Consider the following 18,261-nt stretch of genomic DNA (forward strand, 5'->3'; position numbering starts at 1 on the left):
GTTGAGCGTGTCTGCTATTCACGCCACTGCGATCATTGACCCCAAGGCCGAACTTGACAGCTCGGTGACCGTCGGGCCCTACACCGTCATTGGCCCGCATGTGCGCATTGGAGCCGGTACCACGGTAGGCCCGCACTGCGTGATCGAAGGCCACACCACCATTGGCCAGGACAACCGCATTTTCCAGTTCAACTCGCTGGGCGCGATTCCGCAGGACAAGAAGTACGCGGGCGAGCCCTGCGAGCTGATCATTGGTGACCGCAACACCATCCGCGAGTTTTGCACGTTCAACATCGGCTCGCCCGGTGACGTGGGCAAGACGGTGCTGGGCAACGACAACTGGATCATGGCCTATGTGCACCTGGCGCACGACTGTCTGGTGGGCAACAACGTGATTTTTGCCAACAACTCGCAGCTGGCCGGCCATGTGCATGTGGGCGACTGGGTGATCCTGGGTGGCTTTACCGTGGTGCATCAGTTTGTGCGCCTGGGTGCCCACAGCATGACGGCCATGTGCTCATTGCTGTTTGCCGATGTCCCCCCGTTTGTCATGTGCCAGGGCCAACCCGCCGCAGCCCGCTCCATGAACTTTGAAGGCCTGCGCCGCCGCGGCTTCTCGCCAGAGCGCATTTCAGGTGTCAAAGCCATGCACAAGGCGCTGTACCGCGACGATCTGACGCTGGAGCAAGCCAAGCAACGCATTGCCGAGCTGGAAGCTGCGCACCCTGAAACAGCCCCCGATGTGGCCATGATGAATGGCTTTCTGGGCGCCGTGTCCGCCCAGCGCGGCATCGTTCGCTAAGCACAGCGTTTCGCCCAGGTATGAACCCATCCCACGCCTCCAATGGCGCCCCCACGGTGGCCATGGTCGCAGGGGAGGCCTCGGGCGACCTGCTGGCCGGCTTGCTACTCGGTGGCGTGCACCAGCGCTGGCCAGAGGCCGTGGCGCAGGGCATAGGTGGCCCGCAGATGGCCAAGCAGGGCTTTCAGGCCTGGTGGCCCCACCACAAGCTGGCCGTGCACGGCTTCAGTTGGGAACTGCTCAAGCGCTACCGCGAGATCGTTGGCATCCGCCGGCAGTTGGGGGATCGTCTGCTGGCGGATAAGCCCGATGTCTTCATCGGCGTGGACGCGCCCGACTTCAACCTGGACCTGGAAGCGCGCCTGAAAGGGCAGGGCGTCAAAACCGTGCATTTCGTCTGCCCGTCCATCTGGGCCTGGCGACCCGAGCGGGTGGAGAAAATCCGCCGTAGCACTGATCACGTGCTGTGCATTTTTCCGTTCGAGCCCGAGCTGCTCGCGGCCCACGGTATTGCGGCCACCTACGTGGGCCACCCACTGGCCAATGTGATCCCCATGGAGTCTGACAAGGCTACGGCTCGCCGTGCCCTGGGTTTGGACGATGACGATGCGGTGGTCGCCATCCTGCCCGGCAGCCGCCAGTCAGAGATTCGTCACCTGGCTTTGCGCTTCTTTCGGGCTGCAGCCCGCGTCCAATCTGCGCGACCAGCTACCAAATTCATAGTGCCCTGTGTGCCCGGTCTATTGCCAGAGATCGAAACACTGGCGCTCAAGAGTGGCATGCAGGGTCGCTTGCAGCTGCTCACTGGGCAGTCCCACACCGCGCTGGCGGCTTGCGATGTGACGCTGATTGCCAGCGGCACCGCCACGCTGGAGGCGGCGCTGTTCAAGCGTCCCATGGTGATCGGTTACCACATGGCTTGGTTGTCCTGGCAGATCATGCGGCGCAAACGTCTGCAGCCCTGGGTGGGTTTGCCCAACATCCTGTGCAAGCGCTTTGTGGTGCCTGAGCTGCTGCAGGAGGCCGCTACGCCGGAGGCCTTGGCGCGCGAAGTGCTGGCTTGGCTCGATGCACGCGACACCGATCCTGCGAAAATAGCGGCTTTGCACGCCACCTTCACCACGTTGCACGCCACGCTGCAGCGTGACACCGCCACCCTTGCCGCCGATGCCATCGAAAAAGTTCTCCAAGCCTGAGCCTGCCCAGCAGGTCGCCTTTGCCTGGGACCTGCCCGGGCTGATCGCCGGCGTGGACGAGGCCGGCCGCGGCCCGCTGGCTGGGCCCGTGGTGGCCGCCGCGGTGATTCTGGATGACCTCAATCCCATTGCCGGCCTCAACGACTCCAAGAAACTCACGGCGCTGCGGCGTGAAAAGCTGTTTGACGAAATCCGCGCCAAGGCGCTGTGCTGCTCCATTGCGCAGGCTAGTGTGGAAGAAATTGACGAAATCAATATCCTGCAAGCTACCTTGCTAGCGATGCGTCGCGCCGTGGAAGGCCTGCGGCTGAAACCCGCCAAGGTGCTGGTGGACGGCAACCGCCTGCCGGTGCTGGATGTGCTGGCCGAGGCCATTGTGCGCGGCGACGCCACGGTGCCCGCCATCTCCGCCGCGTCCATCCTGGCCAAGGTCACGCGGGATCGCTGGTGCGCCACGCTGGACCAGCAGTACCCGCAGTACGGTTTTGCTGGCCACAAGGGCTACGGAACGGCCGAGCACCTGGCCGCCCTCAAGGCGCACGGAGCATGCCCCGAACACCGCAAGACCTTTGCGCCCGTCACCCAGGTGCTGCGGGCATCGGCATGAGCGAACCCGTCTTCGTCACCTCCCGTGAGAACACGCTGCTCAAGGAGCTGCGCAAGCTCAGCACCGACAACACGGCCTACCGCAAGGCCGGGCGCTTCTGGATCGAGGGTGACCACCTCTGCAGTGCCGCCCTGCACCGTGGTTTGACGCCTGCCGTGCTCGTGGTTGCTGAGTCATTTTGGCAAAACCCCAAGTCCGGGCCGCTAGCCCCTGTGGAATATGCGCGAGCAGCTATCAAAACCATAGTAATTCCCGACGCACTATTCCGTGAACTGAGCGGTTTGGAGTCGCCCGCGAAGGTGGGCTTTGTGCTGGACTTGCCGCTGGATACCGCGCTGCAGCCCAAGGCCGCCACCGTCATCCTGGACCGTGTGCAGGACGCCGGCAACGTCGGCTCCATCCTGCGCAGTGCCGGGGCCTTTGGCTTTCGTCAGGTGTTGGCGCTCAAGGGTACGGCGGCGCTGTGGAGTCCCAAAGTGTTGCGCGCCGGTATGGGCGCGCATTTCGGCCTGACGCTGGTGGAAGGGCTTGCGCTGTCCGACCTGGACGCCTTGGCGGTGCCGTTGGTGGTGACTAGCTCGCACCAGGGTGATCTGGTGCAACAACTGGTCTTGCCCCATCCATGCGCCTGGGCCATGGGCCACGAAGGGCAGGGCGTGTCCAGCGAACTCATGGCCCGCGCCAGCGTGTTTGCGCGTATCGGCCAGCCGGGCGGCGAAGAGTCGCTCAATGTGGCCGCGGCCGCCGCGATCTGCCTGCACGCGAGCAGTCTGCGCCTGAGTAGCTCTCGGCTGCCTGCTACATTGGAAGCATATTCAAATCAGGGAGGATAAGAATGCACATTGTCGGACGGATGCTGTTGCGTGTGATGGCGTTGGCTGTAGTTGCATTGCTGACCGCCTGTGCCACCTCTGTAGCTCTGCACGACAATAAAAAATTGCTTGTGACGCCGTACAAGCTCAGCTCAGTGCAATTGGCGTACCAGACGCCCAATTGGGTGCAGGGTATGCCCAGCAATGACAACGGAACCAACGGTTTCGCAATCTTTGGCACGCGCGTAGTCAAAAGCGCACAAACCTTCTTGCCTGCCCAGGGGCTGGAACTAGTCAGTGCCGACGTGGTCCGCGTGGGTGGTTCGATCGTCGTATCCCGCCAGCCTTCTGAAGACCCCGTCAGAGCTTTCGCCGTATTGAGAATAGCGCCTGTCAAAGGCCTAATCCGCACTGGCACAACCACGCGGCGTGGTAGCTATGAGTCGTCGAGTCTGGCGGCCGACTATGAATTCAGGGTGGAATTGGTTGATGTGGGCTCGCGCAAAACCGTTTGGCAAGCGACGCTGGATACCCATACGATGACCGCCAGCTCCAAGGATAGCCCGAAGAATGAAGGCGGTTTCTATGACGATGTGTTGGCACAACGGGTGCTGGAGGTCATAGTTTTCAAGCTGAAGGAAGATGGCCTTATTTGAGAGGGGAAATCTTGGCCCATCAAGGCTTGAGTGCATCGCTGTAGACGGCAGCTCAGCTATAATAAGAGGCTATCCAGAAAACAGCCGTCCCAAGCGCACCTCTGAACATCCCCTCACAGCAGCACCCGCCAAGAGCCATTCTTGAGCGCGTTTGGGCGTACCCGTAACCCATCCGGAGAAACCAGTGCTTTTGTCTCTCAAGGGAACCACCCCACCCGCCATCCTGGCGCTCGCAGACGGCACGGTCTACATTGGCAATTCCATTGGAGCCGCCGGCTCCACCGTCGGTGAAGTCGTGTTCAACACCTCCATGACCGGCTACCAGGAGATCCTCACCGATCCCAGCTATTGCCAGCAGATCGTCACCCTGACCTACCCCCACATCGGCAACTACGGTGTCAACCCGGAAGACGTGGAGTCCAACAAGGTCCACGCCGCTGGCTTGATCATCAAAGACCTGCCGCTGGTGGCCAGCAACTTCCGCAAAACCCAGACGCTGACTGAGTACCTGGTCGCCGAGGGCACGGTGGCGATTGCCAACATCGACACCCGCCAGCTGACCCGCCAGCTGCGCACCCAAGGTGCGCAAAACGGCTGCATCCTGGCGCTGGCTGCCGGTGAGTCGGTGACCAAGGAGGCGATTGAAAAGGCCGTGGCCGCTGCCAAGGGCGCGCCTAGCATGGCCGGTCTGGATCTGGCCAAGGTGGTTTCCAGCACTGAGCGCTATGGATGGACCGAAGCCGAATGGACACTGGGCCAAGGCTACGGCCAGCAAACCGCGCCCAAGTTCCACGTCGTGGCTTACGACTTTGGCGTGAAGAAAAACATTCTGCGCATGCTGGCCGAGCGCGGCTGCAAGGTCACCGTGGTGCCCGCACAAACATCTGCCGCCGAGGTGCTTAGGCTCAACCCCAACGGTATCTTCCTGTCGAACGGCCCTGGCGACCCCGAGCCTTGCGACTACGCGATTGCCGCGGCCAAAGAACTTATCGAAACCGGCACGCCGACGTTCGGTATCTGCCTGGGTCACCAGATCATGGCCTTGGCCAGCGGCGCCAAAACTTTCAAGATGAAGTTTGGCCACCACGGCGCCAACCACCCGGTCAAGGACCTGGACAGCGGCCGCGTGTCGATCACCAGCCAGAACCACGGCTTTGCGGTGGACGAGAAATCGTTGCCGACCAACCTGCGCCCCACCCACATCAGCCTGTTTGACAACACGCTGCAGGGCCTGGAGCGTACCGACAAGCCAGCCTTCTGCTTCCAGGGTCACCCTGAAGCGTCGCCTGGCCCGCATGACATCGGCTACCTGTTCGACCGCTTCATCACCGAGATGGAAAAACGCGCATGAGCTTCTACGGCGTCACTGACCTCTGGACCTACGTGATAGGTGCGTTCGGCATTATTTTGTTGCCCGGCCCCAATTCGCTTTATGTCCTGTCGGTGGCGACCGTACGTGGCGTCAAAGCCGGTTATCTGGGCGCGTTCGGCGTGTTTCTGGGCGACACGATTTTGCTGATCTTCACCGCGCTGGGTGCGGCCAGCCTGTTGCGCACCTATCCGCCGTTGTTCATGGTGGTGAAGTACGCCGGTGCCGCCTACCTCACTTGGGTGGGTGTGAACCTGCTGATCGCCGCGTTCAAGAAGTGGCGCAGCGCCGATGCAGTGGACCTGTCTGCCGATACAGCCGTGGCCGAGGCCACCGCCAATATGCAGCAGCCCTTCAAACGCGCCTTGGTCATCAGCCTGCTCAACCCCAAGGCGATTTTGTTTCTGCTGTCCTTCTTCGTGCAGTTCATCGACCCGAACTACGACACGCCCGCCATTCCCTTCCTGATCCTGGGCTCCATCATCATGGTGTTCAGCGCCCTCTACCTGTCTGCCCTGATCTTTGCCGGCGCCCGCCTGGCCCAGGGTTTTGGCCGCCGCAAGCGCCTGTCTGCCAGCCTGTCCAGCGCCGTGGGCGGCCTGTTCGTGTGGTTTGGCGCCAAGCTGGCCACCGCGAGCCTGAATTAATTAAAACGTAAAGAGCCCCAAAAGCTACGAGTCTCACCATGCCAAAACGTACCGACATCAAAAGCATCCTCATCATCGGCGCCGGCCCCATCATCATTGGCCAGGCTTGTGAGTTCGACTACTCCGGCGTGCAAGCGTGCAAGGCATTGCGTGAAGAGGGCTACAAGGTCATCCTGATCAACAGCAACCCTGCGACGATCATGACCGACCCGGCCACCGCCGACGTCACCTACATCGAGCCCATCACGTGGCAAACGGTCGAGAAGATCATCGCCAAGGAAAAGCCCGACGCCATCCTGCCCACCATGGGTGGCCAGACCGCGCTGAACTGCGCGCTGGACCTGTGGCACCACGGCGTGCTGGACAAGTACAAAGTCGAGCTGATTGGCGCGACACCCGAAGCCATCGACAAGGCTGAAGACCGCCTGAAGTTCAAGGACGCTATGACCAAGATTGGTCTGGGTTCTGCGCGCTCGGGCATTGCCCACAGCATGGAAGAGGCATGGGCTGTGCAAAAGACCTTGGGCTTCCCCACGGTCATTCGCCCCAGCTTCACGCTGGGTGGCACGGGTGGCGGCATTGCCTACAACTCCGAAGAGTTCGAGACCATTTGCAAGCGCGGCCTGGAAGCTTCGCCCACCAACGAGCTGCTGATTGAAGAGTCGCTGCTGGGTTGGAAAGAGTACGAGATGGAAGTGGTGCGCGACAAGGCGGACAACTGCATCATCGTCTGCTCCATCGAAAACCTGGACCCCATGGGCGTGCACACCGGTGACTCCATCACCGTCGCCCCAGCCCAGACGCTGACCGACAAGGAATACCAGATCCTGCGCAACGCCTCCCTGGCAGTACTGCGCGAAATTGGTGTGGACACGGGTGGCTCCAACGTGCAGTTCTCCATCAACCCGGTGGACGGTCGCATGGTGGTCATCGAAATGAACCCCCGTGTGTCACGTTCCTCCGCGCTGGCTTCCAAGGCCACGGGCTTCCCCATCGCCAAGGTCGCGGCCAAGCTGGCCGTCGGCTTCACGCTGGACGAGCTGCGCAACGACATCACCGGTGGTGCCACCCCCGCATCGTTTGAGCCCAGCATCGACTATGTGGTCACCAAGATCCCACGTTTCGCGTTTGAAAAATTCCCCACGGCCGACAGCCGCCTGACCACGCAGATGAAGTCGGTGGGCGAGGTGATGGCCATGGGCCGTACCTTCCAGGAATCCTTCCAGAAAGCCCTGCGCGGCCTGGAAGTGGGCGTGGACGGCATGAACGAGAAGACCCAGGACCGCGAAGTGCTGGAAAAAGAGCTGGGCGAGCCCGGCCCTGAGCGCATTTGGTACGTGGGCGACGCGTTCGCCCAGGGCATGAGCGTGGACGAAGTGTTCGCGCTGACCAAGATCGACCCCTGGTTCTTGGTGCAGATCGAACAGATCGTGAAGCTCGAACTCGAAATCGAGCGCCTGCCCCAGCCTGCCGTCGGCAGCGCCTTAGACAACATCGATGCGCCCACTCTGCGTGCCTTGAAGCAAAAGGGCTTCTCGGACCGCCGCCTGGCGCGCCAGTTCAAGACCACCGACAAGGCCGTGCGCGAGAAGCGCCGCGCCCTGGGTGTGCGCCCTGTCTACAAGCGCGTGGACACCTGTGCGGCCGAGTTCGCCACCAACACCGCCTACATGTACTCCACCTACGAGGCCGAAGGCTCCGAGTGCGAAGCTGCGCCCACGGACAAGAAAAAAATCATGGTGCTGGGCGGTGGCCCCAACCGTATCGGCCAAGGCATCGAGTTTGACTACTGCTGCGTGCACGCCGCGCTGGCCATGCGCGAAGACGGGTACGAGACCATCATGGTCAACTGCAACCCCGAAACCGTGTCCACCGACTACGACACGTCTGACCGCCTGTACTTCGAACCGCTGACGCTGGAAGACGTGCTGGAAATCGTCGACAAAGAAAAGCCCGTCGGTGTGATCGTGCAATACGGTGGCCAAACGCCTTTGAAATTGGCGCTGGACTTGGAAGCCAATGGCGTTCCCATCATCGGCACCACGCCCGACATGATCGATGCGGCCGAAGACCGTGAGCGCTTCCAGAAGCTGCTGCACGAACTCAAGCTGCGCCAGCCACCCAATGCGACGGCCCGCACCGAACCTGAAGCGCTGGAAAAAGCTGCCGCCCTGGGCTACCCCCTGGTGGTGCGCCCCAGCTATGTGCTGGGCGGCCGCGCCATGGAAATCGTGCACGAGCAGCGCGACCTGGAACGCTATATGCGTGAAGCCGTCAAGGTGAGCAACGATTCGCCCGTGCTGCTGGACCGCTTTCTGAACGATGCGATTGAGTGCGATGTGGACTGCATCCGCGATGGCTCTGGCGACACCTTCATCGGCGGCGTGATGGAACATATCGAGCAAGCCGGCGTGCACAGCGGCGACTCTGCCTGCTCCCTGCCACCCTACAGCCTGAGCACGGACACTGTGGCCGAGATCAAACGCCAGACCAAGGCCATGGCCGGTGCCCTGAATGTGGTCGGTCTGATGAACGTGCAGTTCGCCATCCAGAACGTGGACGGTAAGGACGTCATCTATGTGCTGGAAGTGAACCCCCGCGCCAGCCGTACCGTGCCCTTTGTCTCCAAAGCTACGGGCATTCAGCTGGCCAAGGTGGCCGCGCGTTGCATGGCCGGCCAGTCGTTGGCCAGCCAAGGTATTAGCAAAGAAGTGACACCACCTTACTTCAGCGTCAAGGAAGCCGTGTTCCCGTTTGTGAAGTTCCCCGGTGTGGACACCATCCTCGGCCCCGAGATGAAGTCCACCGGCGAGGTGATGGGCGTGGGCAAGACCTTCGGCGAAGCATTTGTGAAGTCGCAGCTGGGCGCGGGAGCCAAACTGCCGCGCGGTGGCAAGGCCTTTATTTCGGTCAAACAGACCGACAAGCCGCGCGCCGTGGAAGTGGCCCGCAGCCTGGCAGCGCAGGGCTTTGAGATTGTGGCGACCAAGGGTACGGCAGCTGCCATCAATGCCGCCGGTGTGGCCTGCGGCGTGGTGAACAAGGTGGCCGAAGGCCGCCCGCACATTGTGGACATGATCAAGAACGAGGAAATCTCCATGGTGGTCAACACCGTGGAAGAGCGCCGCAACGCGATTGCCGATTCGCGCCAGATTCGCACCTCGGCCTTGCTGGCCCGCGTCACCACCTACACCACCATCGCTGGCGCCGAAGCCGCGGTGGAAGGCATGAAGTACCTGGACAATCTGGGGGTGGTGTCGGTGCAGGAAATGCACGCACAACTTGCAGCCTAAGCCACCGCATAAGTTGGCATAATCCGATCCAACTGCATGGGACAGTGCCGCGCGCAAGCGTTGCACTGTCCTTGTCACTTTGAGGCCCTGTAATTTCTCTATCCACCATGGCAACCATTCCTATTACCAAGCGCGGCGCTGAAATCCTGAAGGCCGAGCTGCACAAGCTCAAGACCGTGGAGCGCCCTTGGGTGATCAACGCGATTTCCGAAGCGCGCGCCCAAGGCGATCTGAGCGAAAACGCCGAATACGAAGCCGCCAAGGACCGCCAAGGCTTCATCGAAGGGCGCATCCAGGAAGTGGAAGGCAAGCTATCCGCCGCCCAAATCATCGATCCGGCCGAGCTGGATGCGGGTGGCCGTGTGGTGTTTGGTGCCACCGTGGAGCTGGAAGACGAAGACACGGGCGACCGCGTGAAGTACCAGATCGTGGGTGAAGACGAGGCCGACCTCAAGCTGGGCCTGGTCAATATCAGCTCCCCCATTGCCCGTGCCCTGATCGGCAAGGAAGAGGGCGACACCGCCGTGGTGCAAGCCCCCGGTGGCGAGAAGGCCTACGAGATCGTGGCCGTTCACTACCTCTGATGCGCAGCCTGCCCCTGTGGCTGGCCGCCGGCTGGGCCATCAGCCTGAGCGTGTTGGGCCTGTTCGTGGTGCCCATGCTGTTTGTCCACCTGCCCACGCCCGCCATGGCCGGGCACATGGCGGCCAAGCTGTTCACCGTGCAGACCTGGGTGTCGGTCGCCTGTGGCGTGCTACTTCTGGTGGTGTTTAGATCAAACAAGCCTCTAGCCCCCGTGGACACTGCGCAAGCTGCTACGCTTTTTGTAGTGGCTGGTGTGTTGCTTGCACTGCTGGTGGAGCTGGCGGTGGCGCCACGCATCGTGGCACGTGACAACCTGGCGCTGTGGCACAAGGTGGGCAGCGCCATGTACCTGGCGCAGTGGCTGTGTGCGCTGGTGGTGTTTGGCAAACTGGCCCACGCCGCTACCCGGTTGCCAGTCGAACCCACCGCACAGGCATAAAAAAACCGGAGCACCAGGCTCCGGTTTGCAAGGGAAGGGTGCCCGACTCAGGTCTGGCTGCGTTTCTTGACGCTGGTTTTTGGCTTGGGTTTGGCGCGCTTGATGTTGCCACCGGGCGTGAGGCGCTGGTTGCCCAACACGCGCAGCGTTTTGACCTCAGGCCGTTGACCGGGGCGCTTGCTGAACTTCAGCACCTTGAAATCACGCGGACCCGCCATGCGGTCTTCGTCAACCACTTTTTCTTTCACCGGCTGGGGGCGCCAGAGCACCAGCAGCTTGCCGATGTGCTGGATGGGCGCGGCGTTCAGTTCGTCGGCCAGGGTCTTGAACATCTCTTCGCGGGCCACACGATCGTCGGAAAACACACGCACCTTGATCAGGCCGTGGGCGTTGAGTGCTGCGTCAACTTCTTTTTTGACGTTGGCTGTCAGGCCATCGCCACCGACCATGACAACGGGGTCCAGGTGGTGGGCTTCAGCGCGGTGTTCCTTGCGCTGGGCAGGAGTCAGTTGGATTTGGGGCATGCCCATATTATCGACGCAATGGTGCCGGCGCGGAATGGCGGCAGCACCATTCAGGTCGGCGACTGGTCCTTGGTGCGCTGGCCCTGGCATTTTTCCAGCATGCGTTGGGCCACGGTGTCGTGCGGGAAGCGTGCCAGGATGGCGGCATAGGCCTCGGCTGCTGCCGCAAAGTTGTTGTCTGCGTAGTGGGCATAGGCCTCCACCGTCAGGTTGCAGAGCCGGGCTTCTTCGGGGGTAGCCGCGGTTTCCTCGTCGCCATCGCGGATGGCCAGCAGCTCATAGACCAGCAGCTCGCCCTTGCGGCCCTTGACCACGACTGTGTCGATAGGGCGTAGCCACAGGCGTTCACCGGCCGCCCTGTAAACCGCGTGGCTGACGCACACCCAAGTGCCCAGTTCCTTGTTCAGGCCTTCCAGCCGCGCGGCCACGTTCACGCCATCGCCCATGACGGTGTAGCTCACCCGTTCGGCCGATCCCACATTGCCCACCAGCACCGAATCGCTGTGGATGCCGATGCGCACTTTCAAGGCGGACATTGACTGCGAGGTCCACTCCTGGTTGCGCAGCGCCATGCGGCGCTGCGAGCGCACCGCCGCCACGCACGCCAGGTAGGCGTGGTTTTCCAGTGGGGTGGGCGCGCCCCAGAACGCCATCACGGCGTCGCCAATGTACTTGTCCACCGTGCCATGTTCCTGCTCGATGGATTGGGTAACACTGGCGAAGTAGTCGGACACCCGGGACAACAGCTGCTGCGAAGGTTCGGACTCCGACAGGGTGGAGAAGCCTTCCAGATCGGTGAAGAACAGCGTCAGGTAGCGGTTCTCCACCCCAAGCCGCGTGCCCTGGCCAGAATCGATTAGCTGCTTGACCAGCCCGCGTGGTACGTAAGAGGTGAACGATTCCAGCGCGCGCGTCAGTGTGAATACGGCCTTGGCCAGGTGGCTGATTTCGGCAATGCGCGACTCGACCATGGGCGCTTGCAAGAATTCGAAGTCGCGGATATGCACCACTTCTTCCGCCAACTGCTCAATGGGGCGCGACAGCGCGCGTGACAGGCGGTAGATCAGCACCAACTGCAGGAAAAACACCAAGGTTCCAAAAATCAGCAGACGGCGGTTGGTGTCCTTGATGCCACCCACAAAGTCGTCGGTGGGGGCAATGATCAGCAGCTCCCACGGTTTTTTGAAGTTTTTGGGAAAGGGGGAGAAAACGCCGATGTACTCGGTGTCGTCTGGCCCTGCCGTGAAATGGAAGCGGTCGGTCCCGCTGCGAATCCGTTCGGCCAGTGCCGATGTCACGCGCACATCGCCCAGCTTGCCGAGCTGGTTTTGCACCAGTTCGTTGTCCTTGAGGGTCAGACCGCGCTCGAACTCCGGGTGCGCGATGACGCCGCCGTGGTCGTCGGCAATGATGGTGATGCTATTGGGGCTGACCCGGTTGACCGAGAGGTAGCCCGACAAGGTCTTGAGGGTCAGGTCAATCGCAAACACGCCGGAGGTATGCCCCGCGGTCACGATGGGCGCCGTCACCGTGATGCCCAACTCGCCCGAACTGGCAAAGGGGTAGACGTCGGACACGGTAAGCGTCTGCAGGCGTGCCGCCTCCTTGTAGTAGCCACGGGTGCGCGGGTCGTAGGCCACCGGCCCGGCATCACTACCGACGACCGTGCCCCAGCGGCTGTGGAAGCGGTACTGGTCTTGCGGATCGCTGGCGCCAGTCAGGTTGCGCTGGTCTATGAAGCGTTCAATGATCTGGGTGTCGGTGGGCACCGGCTTGTCCAGCACCGGGCGGCCAGGCACCACGCGCCGGACCTGGCGAAAGCTGCCGTCCTCAAAGGCGGCGTAGGCCGCATACACCGCTTCGTTCGAGGCCACGATTTCATGCAGGTAGTCGGATGCGCTGGGCTCCCGGAAGTAGTCGGGCTTGTCGCGCATCAGGGTGCCCGCGGCACGCGCATTGCTGATGAAGGGATTCAGCAGCCGCTCGGCATTGTTGAAGTTCTCGTGGACGGACTTCTCGATGAACTTGTTCGAGTAGTCTTCGATCAGCAGCGTGTTGGCCCGGTAGCTGACCAGTAAAAACGCGATGATCACCGGCAATGTCAGCACGACGAACAGCCAGCTGATGGTGACGTGGAGCTTGACGTTTCGCTTGAACAGGGGCATGCCTTCCTCTCGATCTGGGGCCACCTTCGAGGGCGATCTCCGTCAAAGGGCAGGCCGCAACTATAGAGGACAGACGGGCCCACCCGGAAAAGCCCGACAATCGGAACCCTCCCTGACAAAGGGAACGCATTCAAGGCCCGCATGAAAACACCCAGCAAAGGCAAAAAGGTCAACAAGGCCTGGTTGCACGACCACATCAACGACCCCTACGTCAAACTGGCGGCCAAAGAAGGGTATCGGGCACGCGCTGCCTACAAACTCAAGGAAATTGACGAAACCTTGCAGCTCATCAAACCCGGCCAACTCGTGGTGGATTTGGGCTGCACGCCCGGCGCCTGGAGCCAATACCTGCGCCGCCGCATGTCGCCCCAGGGGGCTGCTGTCGGGCAGTTGGATGGCACCATCATCGGCCTGGACCTGCTGCCCATGGATCCCATCGAAGGTGTCACGTTTATCCAGGGCGACTTTCGGGAGGCCGAGACGCTGGCCCTATTGGAGACCGCGCTGGCCGGCAAGCAAGCGGATCTGGTGGTGTCTGACATGGCGCCCAACCTGTCCGGCATTTCTTCGGCCGATGCGGCGCGTATTGAATATTTGGTGGAGCTTGCGATTGAATTCGCCCAAAACCACATGAAACCCCAGGGCGCGCTGGTGGCCAAGGTCTTCCATGGCGGCAGCTACAACGATGTGGTGAAGCGTTTCAAGGAGGCCTTTGTCACCGTCAAGCCCTTCAAGCCCAAGGCATCCCGCGACCGTTCGTCGGAAACCTTTCTGGTGGGCATGGGCTTGCGTAGCGTTTGAGCCGCCGCCGGGCTATTCCCATGCGGTTTCTATGGCCGTAAACCTTGAATTACCCGCTTTCATGCCTTGAAACGCCTAAAATGGATCCCAAGTACGCAAGGTTCGTCTACTTGCGCCAGTATTGGAGCTTCGCTTGAATAATCAGTGGTTTTCAAAAATTGCAGTGTGGTTGGTGATCGCCTTGGTGCTTTTCACCGTGTTCAAGCAATTCGATTCGCGCGGTGCGGGCAGCACAGGCATGGTCGGCTATTCCGACTTCCTGGAGCAGGTACGCAACAAGCAGATCAAGAGCGCCATCATCCAGGAAGGCCAGGGCGGCACCGAAATTTTGGCCGTCACCACCGACGACCGCAAGGTCCGCACCACCGCCACCTACCTGGACCGTGGCCTGGTCGGCGACCTGATCAACAACGGCGTCAAGTTCGACGTCAAACCCCGTGAAGAAAGCTCCCTGCTCATGACCCTGCTGGTCAGCTGGGGCCCCATGCTGCTGCTGATTGGCGTATGGGTGTACTTCATGCGGCAAATGCAAGGTGGCGGCAAGGGCGGGGCGTTCAGCTTCGGCAAGAGCAAAGCCCGCCTGCTGGACGAAAACACCAATACTGTGACTTTTGCCGATGTGGCCGGCTGTGACGAAGCCAAGGAAGAAGTGAAGGAAGTCGTGGACTTCCTCAAAGACCCCTCCAAGTTCCAGAAATTGGGCGGCCGCATTCCCCGTGGTTTGCTGTTGGTCGGGCCCCCTGGCACCGGTAAGACGCTGCTGGCCAAATCCATCGCGGGTGAAGCCAAGGTGCCGTTCTTCAGCATCTCGGGTTCTGATTTCGTGGAAATGTTTGTAGGCGTGGGCGCATCCCGTGTGCGCGACATGTTCGAGAACGCCAAGAAGAATGCGCCTTGCATCATTTTCATCGACGAAATTGACGCCGTGGGCCGCCAGCGTGGCGCAGGCCTGGGCGGTGGCAACGACGAGCGCGAACAGACCCTCAACCAGATGCTGGTCGAGATGGACGGCTTTGAGACCAATGTCGGCGTGATCGTGGTCGCTGCCACCAACCGCCCTGACATTCTGGATGCTGCTTTGCTGCGCCCCGGCCGTTTTGACCGCCAGGTCTATGTGACGCTGCCCGATATCCGCGGCCGAGAACAGATTCTGAATGTGCACATGCGCAAAGTGCCCTTGGGCCAAGACGTGAGCGCCATGACCATTGCCCGCGGCACTCCCGGCATGAGCGGTGCCGACCTGGCCAACCTCTGCAACGAAGCCGCCCTGATGGCCGCGCGCCGCAATGCGCGCCTGGTGGAAATGCAGGACTTCGAGAAGGCCAAGGACAAAATCCTCATGGGCCCCGAGCGCAAGAGCATGGTGATGCCCGAAGACGAGCGCAAGAACACGGCGTATCACGAGTCCGGCCACGCCCTGATCGGCAAGCTGCTGCCCAAGTGCGACCCGGTGCACAAGGTCACCATCATCCCCCGTGGCCGTGCCCTGGGCGTGACCATGAGCCTGCCCGCACAAGACCGCTACAGCTACGACAGCGAATTCATGCTGAACCAGATCAGCATGCTGTTTGGTGGCCGGATCGCCGAAGAAGTGTTCATGAACCAGATGACCACTGGCGCCAGCAACGACTTTGAGCGCGCCACCTCCATCGCCCGCGACATGGTGACCCGCTACGGCATGACCGATGCGCTGGGCCCTATGGTCTACGCCGAGAACGAAGGTGAAGTCTTCTTGGGCCGCAGCGTGACCAAGACCACCAGCATGAGCGAACAGACCATGCAAAAGGTGGACTCTGAAGTGCGCCGCATCATCGACCAGCAGTACGCTCTGGCGCGCAAGCTGATCGAGGACAACCAGGACAAGATGCACGCCATGGCCAAGGCCCTGCTGGAATGGGAAACCATCGACAGCGACCAGCTCGACGACATCATGGCTGGCCGTGAACCCCGTCCCCCCAAGGACTGGACGCCTCGTACCCCCACCAATGGTGGCGGTGGCAGTGGTGGCGCTCCCGCCGTGGCGGCCGACCCGGCACCCACAGCCGCCTGAGTCCAGGCCGCGCTGAACCCACAGGGCCTTCGGGCCCTGTGTGCGTTTCAGGGCTTGCATAATCCAGCCCATGCATTGGCAAACCACCCGCTTCGCGATTGACCTGTCCCGGCCCCAGATCATGGGCATCGTCAACGTCACTCCTGATTCGTTTTCCGACGGCGGGCAGTACGCCGCGCGAGATGCAGCGCTGGCCCATTGCGAGAAGCTGCTCAGGGACGGCGCCGACATGTTGGATATTGGCGGTGAATCCACCCGCCCCGGTGCGCAAGCGCTGCCGCTAGACGAAGAGCTGGCGCGTGTGCTGCCCGTGGTCAAACATGCCGTGACGCTGGGTGTGCCGGTCTCGGTGGACACCTACAAGCCCGCTGTCATGCAGGCGGTGCTGGATTTGGGTGCCGACATCATCAACGACATCTGGGCCCTGCGCTGGCGCGATGACCAGGGCGGGCCTACTGGGGATGCGGTCGTGGCAGCGCACCCGAGCTGCGGCGTGTGCCTCATGCACATGCACCGCGACCCACAGACCATGCAGGTGGCGCCCATGGAGGGCGACGTGGTGCCGCAGGTGCTATCGTTTTTAGAGCTGCTCGCGCAGCGTTTACGGGGGCTAGGGGTCGATTCGGCGCGTATTTGCCTGGACCCAGGCATTGGTTTTGGCAAGACGGTGCCGCAAAATTTTGCGCTACTGGCACGCCAAGTCCAGGCCGTGCCCGCGGGCTACCCGGTGCTGGCAGGCTGGTCGCGCAAATCGTCGCTGGCCGCAGTGACCCAAACTTCGCTCAGCCAAATGGCCAGCATGGATGTGGACCAGCGCCGGGCACCCAGCGTGACGGCTGCGGTGCTGGCCGTGCAGAACGGTGCGCATGTGGTTCGCGTGCACGATGTACGCGACACCGTCGGCGCCCTCAAGGTGCTGGCCGCAATGCAGGCACAGGCGTAAACCCGCCACCCAAAACAACAACACAACAGGAATTCAAATGGGACGACAGTATTTCGGCACCGACGGCATTCGCGGTACCGTGGGGCAAGCCCCTATCACCCCCGACTTTGTGCTGCGTCTGGCGCACGCCGTGGGCCATGTGCTCAAGGAGACCGAGGCGCGCCCCACGGTGCTCATCGGCAAGGACACGCGTATTTCGGGTTACATGCTGGAGAGCGCGCTGGAGAGCGGTTTCAACTCTGCAGGGGTGGATGTAGTGCTGCTGGGGCCGCTGCCCACGCCGGGCGTGGCCTACCTGACCCGCGCACAGCGTGCTTCACTGGGCGTGGTCATCAGCGCCAGCCACAACCCATTTGCTGACAACGGCATCAAGTTCTTCAGCGCCAAAGGCAGCAAGCTGCCCGATGCCTGGGAGCTGTCCGTGGAAGCCGAGCTGGAGAAACCACCGGTGTGGGTGGACTCTGCCAGCCTGGGCAAAAGCCGCCGCCTGGACGATGCAGCGGGCCGCTACATCGAGTTTTGCAAAAGCACCTTTGCCAATGACCTGACCCTCAAAGGCCTGAAGATCGTGGTGGACGCGGCCCATGGTGCGGCGTACCACATCGCGCCCAAGGTGTTCCACGAGTTGGGTGCCGAGGTCTTCGCCATTGGCTGCTCGCCCGATGGTCTCAACATCAACAAGGGTGTGGGCGCCACCCACCCCGAGGCCTTGGTGCAGGCCGTGAAGGATCACAAGGCCGACTTTGGCATTGCGCTAGACGGTGATGCCGACCGCTTGCAATTGGTGGATGCGGACGGTCGCCTCTACAACGGCGATGAGCTGCTGTACCTCATGGCCGACGACCGCCTGGGCCGTGACGAGCACGTGCCCGGCGTGGTCGGCACGCTGATGACGAACATGGCCGTGGAAGTGGCGCTGAAAAAACGCGGCGTGCAGTTTGTCCGCGCCAAGGTGGGCGACCGCTACGTGCTCGAAGAGCTGGAGAAGCACAAGTGGATTCTGGGCGGCGAAGGCTCGGGCCACTTGCTGGCGTTGGACAAACACACCACGGGCGATGGCTTGGTCTCGGCCCTGCAGGTGCTGCAGGCCTGCGTGCGCAGTGGCAAGACCATGGCGCAGCTGCTGGCCGACGTGACACTGTTCCCGCAAACCTTGATTAATGTGCGCCTGGCCCCGGGCCAAGACTGGAAGAACAACACCCGTATGGCGGAGGAAACCAAGGCGGCCGAAGCCGCACTGGGCGACACCGGCCGTGTCTTGATCCGTGCCAGTGGCACCGAACCTCTGGTGCGTGTGATGGTGGAGGCGCGCGATGCTGCGCAAGCTCAAAGTTGCGCCCAGCGCATCGCCGATACCCTGAAGGTCTGACCT

At 61.9% G+C, this 18,261-nt stretch carries 16 protein-coding genes; 14 read left to right on the forward strand and 2 right to left on the reverse strand.

Annotated elements, in window-relative coordinates:
• Window positions 1-7 precede the first annotated feature (7 nt).
• The 10 genes from lpxA (at window position 8) to J2X15_RS09550 (ending at window position 10,406) form a co-directional block, all read left to right on the forward strand.
• Complete coding sequence (lpxA, locus tag J2X15_RS09505) at window positions 8-802, forward strand: acyl-ACP--UDP-N-acetylglucosamine O-acyltransferase (protein ID WP_310341933.1); 795 nt, start codon at window positions 8-10, stop codon at window positions 800-802.
• Window positions 803-822: 20 nt separating this feature from the next.
• Complete coding sequence (lpxB, locus tag J2X15_RS09510; protein WP_310341936.1) at window positions 823-1,998, forward strand: lipid-A-disaccharide synthase; 1,176 nt, start codon at window positions 823-825, stop codon at window positions 1,996-1,998.
• The gene (gene rnhB, locus J2X15_RS09515) at window positions 1,970-2,605 is read left to right on the forward strand and encodes a ribonuclease HII (RefSeq protein ID WP_310341939.1); all 636 of its coding nucleotides are present in this window, start codon (window positions 1,970-1,972) and stop codon (window positions 2,603-2,605) included. Before lpxB ends, rnhB begins: the two co-directional genes overlap by 29 nt.
• Entirely contained in the window at window positions 2,602-3,438 is an 837-nt protein-coding gene (locus tag J2X15_RS09520; RefSeq protein WP_310341941.1) for a TrmH family RNA methyltransferase, read from the forward strand. Before rnhB ends, J2X15_RS09520 begins: the two co-directional genes overlap by 4 nt.
• A gap of 2 nt (window positions 3,439-3,440) precedes the next feature.
• Window positions 3,441-4,073 (forward strand): hypothetical protein, encoded by a 633-nt coding sequence (locus J2X15_RS09525; protein WP_310341944.1) that lies wholly within the window; start codon window positions 3,441-3,443, stop codon window positions 4,071-4,073.
• Between the two features lie 184 nt (window positions 4,074-4,257).
• Window positions 4,258-5,424: a glutamine-hydrolyzing carbamoyl-phosphate synthase small subunit gene (carA, locus tag J2X15_RS09530; RefSeq protein WP_310341947.1), complete on the forward strand. Its 1,167-nt coding sequence runs from the start codon at window positions 4,258-4,260 to the stop codon at window positions 5,422-5,424.
• Complete coding sequence (gene leuE, locus J2X15_RS09535; RefSeq protein ID WP_310341950.1) at window positions 5,421-6,089, forward strand: leucine efflux protein LeuE; 669 nt, start codon at window positions 5,421-5,423, stop codon at window positions 6,087-6,089. Before carA ends, leuE begins: the two co-directional genes overlap by 4 nt.
• 38 nt (window positions 6,090-6,127) lie before the next feature.
• On the forward strand, window positions 6,128-9,382 hold the full coding sequence (gene carB, locus J2X15_RS09540) for a carbamoyl-phosphate synthase large subunit (protein ID WP_310341952.1): 3,255 nt from the start codon (window positions 6,128-6,130) through the stop codon (window positions 9,380-9,382).
• A 107-nt stretch (window positions 9,383-9,489) separates the two neighbouring features.
• Entirely contained in the window at window positions 9,490-9,966 is a 477-nt protein-coding gene (gene greA / locus J2X15_RS09545) for a transcription elongation factor GreA (RefSeq protein WP_310341956.1), read from the forward strand.
• Window positions 9,966-10,406, forward strand: a complete 441-nt coding sequence (locus tag J2X15_RS09550) for a DUF4149 domain-containing protein (RefSeq protein WP_310341958.1) — start codon at window positions 9,966-9,968, stop codon at window positions 10,404-10,406. Before greA ends, J2X15_RS09550 begins: the two co-directional genes overlap by 1 nt.
• Window positions 10,407-10,453: 47 nt before the next feature.
• Here the strand turns inward: J2X15_RS09550 and J2X15_RS09555 are convergent, their stop codons facing one another.
• Together J2X15_RS09555 and J2X15_RS09560 are read right to left on the reverse strand one after the other, a co-directional pair.
• Window positions 10,454-10,930 (reverse strand): YhbY family RNA-binding protein, encoded by a 477-nt coding sequence (locus J2X15_RS09555; RefSeq protein WP_310341959.1) that lies wholly within the window; start codon window positions 10,928-10,930, stop codon window positions 10,454-10,456.
• Window positions 10,931-10,980: 50 nt separating this feature from the next.
• On the reverse strand, window positions 10,981-13,095 hold the full coding sequence (locus tag J2X15_RS09560; RefSeq protein ID WP_310341960.1) for an adenylate/guanylate cyclase domain-containing protein: 2,115 nt from the start codon (window positions 13,093-13,095) through the stop codon (window positions 10,981-10,983).
• Window positions 13,096-13,236: 141 nt separating this feature from the next.
• Between J2X15_RS09560 and J2X15_RS09565 the strand changes: the two genes are divergently transcribed.
• The 4 genes from J2X15_RS09565 to glmM all read left to right on the forward strand — a co-directional run bounded on the left by J2X15_RS09565 (window position 13,237) and on the right by glmM (window position 18,258).
• Window positions 13,237-13,896 (forward strand): RlmE family RNA methyltransferase, encoded by a 660-nt coding sequence (locus J2X15_RS09565; RefSeq protein WP_310341963.1) that lies wholly within the window; start codon window positions 13,237-13,239, stop codon window positions 13,894-13,896.
• Between the two features lie 133 nt (window positions 13,897-14,029).
• Window positions 14,030-15,946 (forward strand): ATP-dependent zinc metalloprotease FtsH, encoded by a 1,917-nt coding sequence (gene ftsH / locus J2X15_RS09570; protein WP_310341965.1) that lies wholly within the window; start codon window positions 14,030-14,032, stop codon window positions 15,944-15,946.
• Between the two features lie 70 nt (window positions 15,947-16,016).
• Complete coding sequence (gene folP / locus J2X15_RS09575) at window positions 16,017-16,889, forward strand: dihydropteroate synthase (RefSeq protein WP_310341967.1); 873 nt, start codon at window positions 16,017-16,019, stop codon at window positions 16,887-16,889.
• A 37-nt stretch (window positions 16,890-16,926) separates the two neighbouring features.
• Window positions 16,927-18,258 carry a phosphoglucosamine mutase gene (glmM, locus tag J2X15_RS09580; protein WP_310341969.1) on the forward strand — a complete coding sequence of 444 codons (1,332 nt, stop codon included), beginning with the start codon at window positions 16,927-16,929 and terminating at the stop codon, window positions 18,256-18,258.
• The last annotated feature ends 3 nt before the right edge of the window (window positions 18,259-18,261 follow it).

It is taken from the genome of Rhodoferax saidenbachensis (assembly GCF_031457975.1).
GTDB classification, from domain to species: Bacteria; Pseudomonadota; Gammaproteobacteria; order Burkholderiales; family Burkholderiaceae_C; genus Allorhodoferax; species Allorhodoferax saidenbachensis_A.